Origin of the sequence: Ketobacter alkanivorans, from assembly GCF_002863865.1 — a bacterium.
GTDB classification, from domain to species: domain Bacteria; phylum Pseudomonadota; class Gammaproteobacteria; order Pseudomonadales; family Ketobacteraceae; genus Ketobacter; species Ketobacter alkanivorans.
On sequence record NZ_CP022684.1, the window covers coordinates 3,852,403 to 3,864,766 of the forward strand.

9 protein-coding genes are annotated in these 12,364 nt (G+C 54.4%); 5 read left to right on the forward strand and 4 right to left on the reverse strand.

What is annotated here, in order from left to right; translation table 11 throughout:
• Positions 1 to 327 precede the first annotated feature (327 nt).
• Together Kalk_RS16375 and Kalk_RS16380 are read left to right on the forward strand one after the other, a co-directional pair.
• Positions 328 to 1,362, forward strand: a complete 1,035-nt coding sequence (locus tag Kalk_RS16375) for a FecCD family ABC transporter permease (RefSeq protein ID WP_101895276.1) — start codon at positions 328 to 330, stop codon at positions 1,360 to 1,362.
• Positions 1,352 to 2,137, forward strand: coding sequence for a heme ABC transporter ATP-binding protein (locus tag Kalk_RS16380; RefSeq protein WP_233716672.1), 786 nt, complete (start codon positions 1,352 to 1,354; stop codon positions 2,135 to 2,137). Before Kalk_RS16375 ends, Kalk_RS16380 begins: the two co-directional genes overlap by 11 nt.
• Here Kalk_RS16380 and Kalk_RS16385 read toward each other — a convergent pair.
• From Kalk_RS16385 to Kalk_RS16395, 3 genes are all read right to left on the reverse strand, one after another.
• Positions 2,134 to 2,982 (reverse strand): lysophospholipid acyltransferase family protein, encoded by an 849-nt coding sequence (locus Kalk_RS16385; protein ID WP_101895277.1) that lies wholly within the window; start codon positions 2,980 to 2,982, stop codon positions 2,134 to 2,136. The genes Kalk_RS16380 and Kalk_RS16385 overlap by 4 nt on opposite strands.
• Positions 2,983 to 3,052: 70 nt before the next feature.
• Positions 3,053 to 3,844, reverse strand: a complete 792-nt coding sequence (locus Kalk_RS16390) for a cyclic nucleotide-binding domain-containing protein (protein WP_101895278.1) — start codon at positions 3,842 to 3,844, stop codon at positions 3,053 to 3,055.
• A gap of 216 nt (positions 3,845 to 4,060) precedes the next feature.
• Positions 4,061 to 5,038, reverse strand: a complete 978-nt coding sequence (locus Kalk_RS16395; protein ID WP_101895279.1) for an adenosine kinase — start codon at positions 5,036 to 5,038, stop codon at positions 4,061 to 4,063.
• Between the two features lie 278 nt (positions 5,039 to 5,316).
• On the opposite strand from Kalk_RS16395, the gene mrcB reads away from it, so the two are divergent.
• A complete protein-coding gene (mrcB, locus tag Kalk_RS16400; protein ID WP_101895280.1) occupies positions 5,317 to 7,572 on the forward strand; it encodes a penicillin-binding protein 1B in 2,256 nt (751 codons plus the stop codon).
• Positions 7,573 to 7,610: 38 nt separating this feature from the next.
• On the forward strand, positions 7,611 to 8,072 hold the full coding sequence (locus Kalk_RS16405; RefSeq protein WP_158643539.1) for a tetratricopeptide repeat protein: 462 nt from the start codon (positions 7,611 to 7,613) through the stop codon (positions 8,070 to 8,072).
• A 4-nt stretch (positions 8,073 to 8,076) separates the two neighbouring features.
• Here Kalk_RS16405 and Kalk_RS16410 read toward each other — a convergent pair whose 3' ends face one another.
• Complete coding sequence (locus tag Kalk_RS16410) at positions 8,077 to 10,026, reverse strand: DEAD/DEAH box helicase (RefSeq protein WP_101895282.1); 1,950 nt, start codon at positions 10,024 to 10,026, stop codon at positions 8,077 to 8,079.
• Between the two features lie 287 nt (positions 10,027 to 10,313).
• Between Kalk_RS16410 and Kalk_RS16415 the strand changes: the two genes are divergently transcribed.
• Positions 10,314 to 12,131 carry a protein kinase domain-containing protein gene (locus Kalk_RS16415; RefSeq protein ID WP_101895283.1) on the forward strand — a complete coding sequence of 606 codons (1,818 nt, stop codon included), beginning with the start codon at positions 10,314 to 10,316 and terminating at the stop codon, positions 12,129 to 12,131.
• The last annotated feature ends 233 nt before the right edge of the window (positions 12,132 to 12,364 follow it).

Consider the following 12,364-nt stretch of genomic DNA (forward strand, 5'->3'; position numbering starts at 1 on the left):
CCCTATGGGAGTAAACCCCGCGTATACAAAAAAAGTGAATGGAAGGACTTGCATTCGCAAATGATAACTATTATCATTTGTTCCGTGTTGTGAAGAATGTGTTGGGATTAAGTAGTTCGGTGCTGTGTCATGGCCCCTCTCTCCTCTCTACACCTGTATGGCACTGGATTATGAGCCTGCACATTTAACACGCACAATTCGTGGTGCGATTACCGGGGGGGAAACCCCCCGGTTTTTTATTGCCTTCGTTTTTCGGCATAGTTTTCATAGCCCTGTGTAAGCGGCCTCCTTATAATAGCCAGCTCACTTTTTGCTGCGATTCCAATCATGTTCCACACCAGGCCTGTGGCCTTCCTGTTGTTGCTGTTTGGCCTGTTGCTGCTCAGTATTCTGCTTTCCCTTAGCCTGGGCTCCGTTGAGGTGCCTCTCGGGGAGTTGGTGCAGGTAATCATGAACCGACTGGCCGGTAACCCAGAACAGAGCACGGCTGATCTTGTGATTTGGCAGATTCGCATGCCCCGTGTGTGCCTCAGTGTGCTGGTGGGGGTGTGTCTGGCGTTGTCGGGTGCCATGGTGCAAGGGTTGTTCCGAAACCCGCTGGCCGATCCCAGCTTGATTGGTGTGTCTGGTGGTGCTGCAGTGGGGGCCGCTTTGGCTATCGTGTTGGGCGCCAGTTTTTCTCCGTTCGCTGCCAGTTGGAATCTGCCTGTCTTTGCTTTTCTGGGGGGAACCCTGGTGACGGCATTGGTTTATCGTCTTGGGGTTGGGCCAATGGGAACCTCGGTGGCCACTATGTTGTTGGCCGGTGTAGCGATTAATGCCATGACCAGTGCCTGTATCAGTTATCTGGCCACCACGGCTGAAGATGTCAGGCTGCGCAATCTGGTGTATTGGCTGATGGGCAGTTTTAATGTGGCCTCCTGGGAGAAGGTGCTGTGGGTGGCGCCGTTCACGCTGTTGTCTTTGTTGATGATTCCTAAACTCTGGAAAGGCCTGAATGCCCTGTTGTTAGGTGAATCGGAGGCGCGTCATTTGGGGGTGGTGGTTAAACGTCTGCGGCTGTGGGTGATTCTGCTGGCTGCATTGGCAGTGGGAGTGTCGGTGGCGGCGGTAGGGGTTATTGGATTTGTTGGATTGGTGGTGCCCCATATCGTGCGCTTGATGTTGGGCCCTGATCACCGCTGGCTATTACCAGGGGCTGCGTTGCTGGGGGCCACTCTGTTGAGCCTGGCGGACCTGGCAGCGCGCACGGTGGTGGAACCGCTGGAGTTGCCGGTAGGTGTGCTGACGGCGGTGCTGGGTGCTCCGTTTTTCTTGTTTTTGGTGGTGCAGCGTCGGCGAGGGCAGTTGTATGGGCTCTGACATTGTATTGGCCATGGAGTCGCTGGGCTATTCTGTGGGTAAGCGTGAGCTGTTGCGTGATATCCATATGCAAATCAGTAACGGTGAATGCGTGGCGGTGGTGGGGCCGAACGGGGCGGGTAAGAGTACCTTGTTTCGTTTGTTGTCCGGTGAGTGGGCACCCCACAGCGGCCATATTCTGTTTAATGGTGCTCCTCTGCGGCAATGGTCGCTGGATCAGTTGGCCCGGGTGCGGTCGGTGATGCCTCAGTCCTCTTCTCTTAGTTTTCCCTTTCTGGTGCGGGATGTGATTATGATGGGGCGTATGCCTCATGACAGTGGTCGCGCACAGGATGAGGCCATTGTAGATGAGGTCATGGAGGTGTGTGATGTGCAGCGTCTGGCTCATCGCCATTATACCGACTTGTCTGGTGGCGAGCGGCAGCGGGTACAGTTAGCCAGGGTGCTGGCGCAGATCTGGCAGCCGGTGGATCTGGGACAGCGTTTGCTGCTGCTGGATGAGCCTACTTCGGCACTGGATCTTTCCCATCAACTGGATTTGATGCAGCTGGTGCGGGATGTCTGTGGTAAGGCGGTTACTGTGTTGGTGATCGTGCACGATTTGAATCTTGCCGCGCGGTTTGCTGATCGCGTGATGATGTTGCATAACGGTGCAGCTGTGGCGCTGGGCACCCCGCAGGAGGTGATGCGGCCGGATCTTATTGAATGTGTGTTTAACGTGAAAACCCAGGTTATAGAGCATCCGCTGTACGGATGCCCCTTGGTGGTCAGTTAACGCTGGGTCAGCAGGCGTCTTATCAGGCTGTTGTCTTTATCCCGCTTGCGCACTTCCCTCAGTTTGCTCAGTTCGGCTTCAATGGCTTGCATGGTTTTGTAGCGCAACTGCCACTGCATTTCTTTATCGTTCTCCATGCCTAAAAATGCGCTGCTGTCTATTGGCTTACCGAATGAGAAATAGAATTTCTCTGGCCGTGGCAGGATGGTGGGGCCTATGCCTTTGCACAGTGGCATGATCATGTCGCCGCCCCGCAGGATGTCGTTTTTATCATGCTTGAGCAGCCAGCGCCCCAAGGGGTTCTGCATAACATCGTAGGCATCTACTACGATGTCCAGTGCGTCATCGGCACCCAGGGCTGCCACTGGAATGATGGGGTATTGGTATTTCATGGCCATATGGGCGAACCCAGTGCGGGTTTTCCAGGTGAGTTTGTGCTTTTCTCCCCTGCGTTTGGCCACTTCGCGGCCTCCGCCGGGGTAGACAAGTATGTGCTCGCCCTGTTCCATCAGTTGGGCGCAGTTTTCCCGCGTACCGGCAACGCTGCCGCCACGTTTCAGCATCTTGCCCCAAAGTGGAATTTTGAAATGAAAGTGATCCCCTAACGCTCGCAGTACGATGCCTTTTTCTTCGTACATTTTCTCGTACAGCAGGGGGCCGTCCAGCATGCCATATAAGGTGTGATTGCACACGTACAGTGCCGGTTTCAGTGGATCAACATGGTCCAGTCCCTGAAATTGAGGGTTGAAGTAAAAACGCGTCAAGCGATTGGCTGCTTTTACGGTTCGCAGTGGAGGTGGTGTGAAGCTCGAGGCTTTTGCCAGTGCTTTTACTTCTGCGTTCATGTTGACCTACTTCCTGAAATAGCCAAACAAGGTCACCGTTTGGTGTGGGTGACCTGCGGTGAGTGATCCGTTATGAATCGTGTGCTGCCGTGACCTTGTGATTAAGCGCGACTATCTGACGCGCCATGTTTTCCATCAGGCTCAAACAGATGCGCGGATGGGTTTTGATCATGGTTTCAAATTGGTTGCGAGGCACTACCATCACCAGGCACCGGCTGTCGGCAACCACGCTGGCAGTGCGGGGGCTGTTGGTGAGCAGGGACATGGCTCCGAAAATTTCATCCTCTAGCACTTCGCCTACTTTGATGCCTTTTACGAATACTTCGGCATGGCCTTCCACAATGGAGTACACCGTGTCGGATTCGGTGCCTTCTTTAATGATGGTTTCCCCTGCGGCATAGGTTTGAAAGCCCAGGGAGGCTTTATCGGTAGGGGTATCCAGCGAGGCAATGACCGCGGAATGGCGTGCGCACTCGGCCAGCAGATAATCACCCCACTGGCGTGCTTTGGTGGTGTTTTCCATCGCGGCCTGCCACAGGGCTTCTCGATCGAAGGGGCGCAGAATCACCGGGGATTCTGCGTAAAACTTGGCGCGGGGCATGCCTTCTACGATTTCCAGGCCGATGATATCCCCTTCATCGTAGTGAAAGAGGGTTTTGCCTTCCTGTTCGTGCCCGACCGCGCCCTGTTCGATGACGAAAGCCCGGTTCTGGTTGCTGCCTTCAGCGAACAAGTCATCGAATGTTTCGTAGGTGAGCTGGTCGCCCAATGAGGGGATGCCTTCCAGAGCCGTGCTAAGCAGCTCTTTGCAGTGGTTGTCCGTCTTTTCAAACAGCTCGGTGAAGTTGGACTCTAGAAACATGTATGTGCCCGCTTGTGTCAACAGGTTGAATCAGTAACCGTCAGTCATGGTTACGCCAGTCTATTGATTATGTGGTGAATCAGGGTGGCGAACGCTCGACTGTTTCTAATTTTCAGCATGGGCCGGGGTTGCCAGCTTGGACTGAATCGCTCATTAAAGTGTAGCCAAAGATGGGGGAGGGTGAGAGATTTCTGTATCTGCTCACCCAAATCCTTATTACAGCAAGGGTTTATGCTGCTCCGGCTTGAGGCGGGGGCCAAACTGGGTGACCAGTTGAGCTGCGGCGCGGGTGGCCAGCTGGCCTGCCTGTTGGTAGCCCAGGCCGTGGGTCAGGCCGTAGAGGAAGGCCCCGGCGAACATGTCGCCAGCGCCATTGCTATCAACCGCTTGCACTGCGGTGGCAGGCACTTTCAGGGTGTTGTTGCCATCAAATAGCAGGGCACCCTCGCTGCCCAGGGTGATGGCGAAGCTTTTGGCGATCGATTTGAGGGCTTCGGCGGCCGCTTCTATGGTATCGGTACCAGCCCAGGTGAGGGCTTCTTCCCGGTTGCAGAACAGCAGGTCGACGCCATTCCCCAGCATTTCTGCCAGGCCGTCTTTAAAGAAATTGACCATATTGGGATCGGAGAAGGTGAGGGCGGTTTTGATGCCTGCCTGTTCTGCGATCTGTCGGGCCTTGATGGCGGCAGCGCGACCACTGGGGGAGGTGACCAGATAGCCTTCCAGGTATACGTAATCCGAGGTTTTGATCGCCTCTTCATGCAGCTCTGCCGTGGATACGGTTTCAGAGATGCCCAGGTGGGTGTGCATGGTGCGCTCTGCATCGGGGGTAATCATAACGATACATTTGCCGCTCACGCCGGCTTCTCGCTCATGGTGCAGGTTGGTGTCTACCCCAGCGGCTACCAGATCTTGTACGTAGAAGTCACCGGCGGGATCATTGGCTACTTTGCATGAGTAGAAAGCATTGCCACCAAAGTGACTGACCGCAATGATGGTGTTTGCTGCCGAACCGCCGCTGGCCATTTTTCCGCTGTGACCTGCCAGGGCTTCGTACAGGGCCTGTTGCTGATCTTTATCTACAAGAGTCATCACCCCTTTGTCGATGTTCATTTTGTTCAGAAACTCGTCGTCGATGGCGAATTCCATATCGACCAGAGCATTACCAATGGCGTAGACGTTGTATTTATTCATGGGAATGGCTACCTGTTATCTGGGGCTTCAATTACTTAGGGCGTATACTACCGGCCTTTTCGTTAAAAATCAGGTTTGCAAAAACCGTTCGATCAGTATTCCGAGGTAAGTGACCGGTGTCAGGTAAACGTAGTCAACCCCCGTCAACGAATAAACCCAAAAAGCGACCCGCTGGTAAGGCTGCAAAAAAGCCTGCCGGTGGTGCTAAAAAACCGTCGTCGACTAGGAAGCCTTCTAACAAGAAGGCAGCCCCTAAGCGCAAGCAGCCGGTATCCATCATGCGGCGTGTGTGGCCGCTGCTGTGGAAGTTCGCTTTGGTCGGTGCTTTGCTGCTGGCCATGGGGGTTATTTATCTGGATGCGGTGATTACTGATCATTTCGAGGGTAAGCGCTGGTCGATTCCTGCCAAGGTGTATGGCCGCCCACTGGAATTATACGATGGCATGCCCCTTACCGATGTTCAGCTCGCCTTTGAACTGAGCCTGCTGAACTATCGCCATGTCTTTGAAAGCCCCGGCCCTGGCAGTTTTTCCAGTGGTAATAATCGTTACGAAATTGCCACTCGTGGATTTGATTTTTGGGAGGGGGCGGAGCCTGCCCGGCGTGTAACGTTCAGTATTCGCCAGGGGCGTGTCAGTGGATTGAAAGTGGCGGGGCAGAGCGGTGGTATTGTGAGGATGGAGCCTGCGCTGATTGGTGGCATCTACCCTGCTCATAACGAAGACCGTGTACTTGTGAAGCTGGATCAAGTGCCCAAGCAGTTGTTGCAGGCATTACTGGCGGTGGAAGATCGTGAGTTCTTTGAGCATTTTGGTATCTCGTTCAAGGGTATTGCCCGAGCCCTCTATACCAACCTGGCGTCGGGAGAAGTGCGGCAGGGTGGTAGTACACTGACTCAACAGCTAGTGAAGAACTTCTATCTTACCAGTGAGCGCTCCCTCAGTCGCAAAGCCACCGAGGCGGTGATGGCCGTGTTGCTGGATCTGCATTACGAGAAAGTGGATATTCTTGAAGCCTATTTGAACGAGGTGTATTTGGGGCAGGCGGGTAAGCGGGCGGTACACGGGGTTGGATTGGCCAGCCTTTATTACTTCGGGGTGCCTCTGCGGGAGCTCAATACCGAGCAGATCGCGCTGTTGGTGGGGGTGATTAAGGGCCCTAGCTGGTATGACCCGCGACGTAATCCACAGCGGGCACTGGAACGCCGTAATCAAGTACTGCAAATTATGCTGCAGCAAGGTGTGCTGGATCAGCGCGCTTACGATCAAGTGGTCAATAAACCGTTAGGTGTCATTAAAAAGCCTCTGTATGAAGATGCACGTTATCCTGCGTTTCTGGATTTGATGAAGCGTCAGTTAAGGCAGGATTACCGCGACGAAGATTTACGCACCGAAGGTTTGCGTATCTTCACAACATTAGATCCATGGGTACAGGAAAGCCTTGAGCAGGCCGCGCAACAACAGATTAAGCACCTGCAAAATGGCTACGGAAAATCACTGCAGGAGCTGCAGGTGGCAGGGCTGTTTACCGCCAGCAATACCGGTGAGGTGGTGGCCGTTATCGGTGGGCAGGCAGTGCGCTATGAAGGTTTTAACCGTGCGCTGGACGCGTACCGGCCAATTGGCTCATTGGCCAAGCCTGCGGTGTATCTGGCGGCGCTGGAGCAGGGCTATCACCTTGGCCAATTATTGCAGGATGAACCGCTGGAGCATGTTCTGCCTAACGGCAGCGTTTGGTCACCGCAGAACTTCGAAAAGGAAAGCCACGGTGAAGTGCCGTTGGTGCTGGCGTTAGCGCATTCCTATAACCAAGCCTCTGCACGTTTGGCATTGGATGTCGGCATTCATCGTGTGGTGGATGTAATGCATCGGCTGGGCGTGAATAAAAAGCTGCCGGAACTGCCATCCTTATCGCTGGGGGCGGTTAGCCTGTCGCCCTATGAAATCACCCAAATGTATCAGACCATCGCCACCGAGGGATTTGCAACGCCCCTGCGCACCATCCGTTCTGTACTGACAGCAGATGGGCAACCGCTGCAACGTTATGAGTTGGAAGTGGAACAGCGTTTTTCCAGTGCCGATACCTATCTGCTCACCTACGCCATGCAGGAAACCATGCGATCCGGCACTGGTAAATCCGTTAGCCGTTGGCTCTCACCCGATCTGAAGTTGGCGGGCAAAACCGGAACCAGCGATGATCAGCGTGACAGTTGGTTTGCCGGTTTTAGCGGTAATTACCTGGGTGTGGTGTGGATGGGTATCGATGACAATAAGCCTACGCCTCTGACTGGGGCCACAGGAGCCCTGCCGGTATGGGCCAATACCATGGCATCTTTGCCCCAGATCGCCCTGGAGACGCCGCTACCGGCCGATGTCGATTGGTATTGGATTGATCCTGTGCAACAGGCTCAGACCTCGGCCCACTGCAGCAACGCCTTGTATTTACCATTGCGGCAGGATACCGTGCCAGACCAACGTGTGACCTGCGGCACCGGTGGCCGCGTGTTGAACTGGTTTAAGCGATTAATGCGATAAGTGCAGTTAAAGCAACGAGAGTGTCTAGAGCGATGAACATGATCATACCAAGAATCATATTGTGCATGTTGGTATTGGCCCTGGCTGCCTGTACGGTGCGGACAGTGTCCACCGACATCAGTGACATTGATCTTATTGAAAGTGAATCCAGCCTGCGCACAGGTGTCCCGGCTGCCGATGATTTATTGAATCAAGCAGAAGATGCGCGCCGGGCTGGAGATTACTCGGCTGCAGTGAATCATCTTGAGCGTGGCATTCGTATGGCACCCCGTTCGCCTTCACTCTATCTTGCGCTGGCCAAAACTCGGCTGGCGATGGGGCAATATGGCAGTGCGACACAAATGGCCCAGCGCACGGTTTCATTGCTGCCCGCCAAACCCCGAGGTGCTGAGCAAACTGCCAAAGCGGAGGCGTGGATCGTCATTGCGCAGGCGCGCGAAAAACAAGGTGATTTTGATGGAGCGGAACGCGCCCGCGCAAGTGCGCAGGCGGTTTGGTGAGCCGTTAAGCCTTAGGCTTCTTCTTGTATCCGCCTTTTTTCGCAGGAGGTTGATCGCCGGAGCGAGCTTTGTCCGCAAACGGCTTCTTGTCGCCAAAGGATTTTTTATCGCCAAACTTCTTCTTGTCGCCGAATTTCTTTTTGTCGCCAAAAGCCGGTTTGTCACCGAACTTACCCTTGCCACCACTTTTGGAAGAAGGCTTACCTGAATCTCTTCGTGGTCGGCTGCTGGCTGGGGCGGCGTCAGGGCTTTCTTTGCCAAAGCGCGTAATGCGAATGGGGGTGCCACGTACACGGATTTTCTTCATCTGGCTGAACAGCTCTTTCGGCATGCCGGAGGGCAAGTCCACCGTAGAGAATTCATTGCGCAGGATGATGTCGCCGATGTAGTTGCTTTCGATGCCCGCTTCGTTGGCGATAGCGCCCACGATATCCCGTGGGGTAACACCGCCACTGCGGCCCACTTCAATACGGAAACGTTCCATTTCCACATCCGGGAACTCTTGCAGTTGGCTGGGGGTGATGTCGATAGGCGATTCATCTTCACGCAGTTCGCCGCGCCGACTTTGGCCTCTTTCTCCCCTTTCTCCATCGTTGCGCTCGCGTTTGCTTTCGCGGGCTTGCTTGATCTCTTCTTTGGGCTCCAGAGGATGATCGTTGTGCAGCATGTTGATAAGCGCGGCGGCCAGCAGTTCTGGCTCTATTTCCAAGTCGTGGCAGCATTGCTCTACCACCGATTGAATCAGGGCTGATGGTGTCTTGGCGGCCTCTTGAGCCACCTGCTGCTTGAATCGCTCAACCCGCTGTTGCAACACAACATCGTTGTTGGGGATCTGGGCACGGGTGATCTTCTGTTTGGTGTGGCGCTCAATGGTTTGCAGCAAGCGGTTTTCGCGATGGGTTACAAACAATACGGCTTCACCGCTGCGTCCGGCACGGCCAGTTCGGCCAATGCGGTGTACGTAGGATTCGCTGTCGTGGGGGATGTCGTAGTTCACCACGTGACTGAAGCGATCCACATCCAGGCCTCGAGCCGCCACATCGGTTGCCACCAGAATGTCGAAACGGTTCTTTTTCAGGCCAATGATGGTTTTTTCTCGCTGGCTCTGGCTGATGGCACCGTGAATGGCTTCGGCGCGGTAGCCCCAGGCGTTCACTTTTTCGGCTACTTCGCTGGCACCTTCACGGGTGCGTGTAAACACAATCACCGCGTCCACTTCACGGGTTTCCAGGTAACGGCGCAGGGCCTCCGGCTTTTGGCGGCCATCCACCAGCCAGTAGCTTTGGTCAATGCGCTCAACCGTGGCGGTTTTGGCTTTGATGTTCACATGCTGAGGATTTTTCAGGTACTTATCAGCAATACGTTTGATGGGGGCAGGCATGGTGGCAGAAAACAGGGCGGTCTGCTGCTCACCAGAGCAATGGCTCAAAATGTCTTCTACGTCGTCGATAAAGCCCATGCGCAGCATTTCGTCGGCTTCGTCCAGCACCAGTGTTTTTACTTCACTGATATCCAGGGTGCCGCGACGCAGGTGATCCAGCAGACGTCCGGGTGTGCCAACGACTACTTGCACCCCTTGCTTTAACAAGTTGAGCTGAGGACGGAAATCCTGGCCGCCGTAGATCGGGGCAATACGGAAACCTTTGCGATAGCGGGCATAGCGCTGAAAGGCTTCTGCCACTTGAATAGCCAGCTCACGGGTAGGCGTCATGATCAGCGCTTGCGGCTTTTTGCTGTCGTCATCGAGTTTGGCCAGCAGCGGCAGAGCAAAGGCCGCTGTTTTACCGGTGCCGGTTTGCGCCTGCCCAATAAAGTCCGCACCGCTCATGAACACCGGGATACTGGCTGCCTGGATAGGCGAAGGCGATTCGTAACCCAGCTCGCTCAGGGTTTTCAAAACGAAATCGGGCATACCCAGCTGTTCAAAGCTGGTGGTTTGTTCGGTGTCGGACATGGGGCGCGGCCTGTGTGTGAGCTACTTACTATTAACTATATAGAAGGGATGTAGCAGAATTCAAAGAGGGCGCGATTATACGCGCATTGATCAAGGAACTGAAATGAATTCTGTGCAAAGTTGCGTCAGTTAGTGCTGGTTAAGTGTTAAATTAACCCAATAATCAGTAACTTCGGTGATTTATAGCTGCCACAACGGCAGTCAAGGGCAGGCTATGTAAATCAAGGGGTTGTGTCGATTCAAGGGATTGACAACAATAGGCCTTTACTCGTTATTGGGGCGGTTAGTTGAATCAAGCACAGCATCGACTTGCATTGCCGGAAGGCACAGAGCTGCATTGGTATCGTATTCGGGGGGTGCTGGGGAAGGGTGGGTTTGGGATCACCTACCTGGCGCAGGATACAAATCTGGACCGGCCCGCAGCGATCAAGGAGTTCTTGCCAACGGAATTTGCCACCCGTGATGCCGACCATTCGGTGCATCCCGATTCAGCGCAGCATGAGGAGTTGTATCGCTGGGGGCTGAACCGGTTTATCGAAGAGGCTCGCCTGCTGTCCCGCTTTGAACACCCTAACATCGTGCGTGTTCATACGGTATTCGAAGAGAATAACACCGGTTATATGGTGATGGCTTATGAAGAGGGGCGCAGCCTTAAGGCACTGTTGAATGAGCGCTCGACTTTGGATGAAAGCACATTGCTGGGGTTGCTGTTGCCTGTGCTTGAGGGGTTGGAGCAGGTTCATCAAAAGCAGTTTATCCATCGTGATATCAAGCCGGACAATATTTATGTGCGAGACGATGGCTCGCCCGTATTGCTGGATTTCGGTTCTGCCCGACAGTCGGTGCCCGGTGAAAGCCGTACGCTGACTACGATGGTGTCCCCGGGGTACGCGCCTTTTGAACAATATCACCCCAAGGGCGAGGATCAGGGCCCTTGGACCGACATCTACAGCCTTGGGGCAACGCTGTTTAGAGCTATTAGCGGCGTGAACCCGGTGGATGCGGTAACCCGCAGTCATGCTTTGCTGGGAGGCAAACCAGATCCGCTGCCGGTGCTGAGGCCGGCCGCACACGAGGGATATTCGCCTGCACTACTGGCCGCGGTGAATCACGCATTGTGCTTTCAACCCAATGATCGCCCCCAAACCATTGCCCAGTGGCGGCAGGAGCTGCACTCAGGGGATGCGACCGTGGTGGTGCCCCGCAGCAACAAGGTGCAAGCAGAGATTACCCCAAGCCCCGGCAGCAATAAAAGGCACCCGTTACTATGGTTGGGCGCTTTGGCCCTATTAAGCACCGTGCTGCTTGGGTATGGCTGGATGACGCTGAACTCGGTGCCGGTGGTGTCGCATAAGCAACCGGTTACGGCGGATACCAATGCAATTTCACCCTCGCCATCCCCTGCGCCTAAGGCAGAGTCAACCGAGACAATGTTGGCGCAACATCAAGCAGAGCTGCAGCAGCGTGAGCAACAAGAAATGGAACGTAAGCGCCAGGAGGAGCAAGAGCGCCAAGCAGAAGCAATACGGATAAAGCAGGAGTTGGCGCGGCAGGAAGAGCAAGCCAGGGCACGGGCATTGAAGCAGCAGCAAGAAAAACTGCAGCAAGAAAAGCAAAAAGAAATCGAGCGCAGCATTGAAACTTCAGCCGCCGCCATAGCGCAGCGGCAGGCGCAAAAACAGGATGTGTACCCTTTTGCCGAATGGCCCCAAGCCAAGCCGCTACAGAGTCAGGTGAGCGTGAATGTGGCGGCATCTGATAAGCGCTGGACCAGTGCCGGGGTGATGGTTGAGCGTGGCAGGCAATATCGTATTGTGGCGAATGGGCAATGGCAGCTGGGCGCGTTATGCAAAGCCACCGATGCCACCGGGCAGGGCATGTATACCTTAGCGTGTTGGGATGGTGGCGGCCAGACCGTGGCAGGTTATCCTCACGGAGCACTGATCGCCAAAGTGGGCAAGAACGCGTTGGCTTTTTATGTGGGGCCGGAGTTTGAGTTTACTGCGCCACTGGATGGCCCGTTGTACTTTATGGTAAACGAGGCTGCACCATTCTTTGGTGACAACAGCGGTGCTTTGAGCGTTGTTGTTTCAACAGAGAACTAAGTTGCATAATAAAGCTAACCCTCCTCAGCTGCTGCGCTCCTTAGGCCAGGTTGTTTTTTGTGTCACTCCTAACCCTGGACCATCAAAGCGCGTTGCTTTATAAAAATATAAACCAAATCAAGCGCCGCACCGTATTAATGACATTCCTTGGCTTTGCCGTTACACTCAATTTACTTTGCGCTTTTCTAGTTTGTTTTTCTTTATTAAGGCCAATGGTTTCGCACTGAGAATTG

Coding starts and splice junctions, on each gene's coding strand:
- Kalk_RS16375 (WP_101895276.1), top strand. CDS start 328: ATGTTCCACACCAGGCCTGTGGCCTTCCTGTTGTTGCTGTTTGGCCTG.
- Kalk_RS16380 (WP_233716672.1), top strand. CDS start 1,352: ATGGGCTCTGACATTGTATTGGCCATGGAGTCGCTGGGCTATTCTGTG.
- Kalk_RS16385 (WP_101895277.1), bottom strand. CDS start 2,982: ATGAACGCAGAAGTAAAAGCACTGGCAAAAGCCTCGAGCTTCACACCA.
- Kalk_RS16390 (WP_101895278.1), bottom strand. CDS start 3,844: ATGTTTCTAGAGTCCAACTTCACCGAGCTGTTTGAAAAGACGGACAAC.
- Kalk_RS16395 (WP_101895279.1), bottom strand. CDS start 5,038: ATGAATAAATACAACGTCTACGCCATTGGTAATGCTCTGGTCGATATG.
- mrcB (WP_101895280.1), top strand. CDS start 5,317: ATGCGGCGTGTGTGGCCGCTGCTGTGGAAGTTCGCTTTGGTCGGTGCT.
- Kalk_RS16405 (WP_158643539.1), top strand. CDS start 7,611: ATGATCATACCAAGAATCATATTGTGCATGTTGGTATTGGCCCTGGCT.
- Kalk_RS16410 (WP_101895282.1), bottom strand. CDS start 10,026: ATGTCCGACACCGAACAAACCACCAGCTTTGAACAGCTGGGTATGCCC.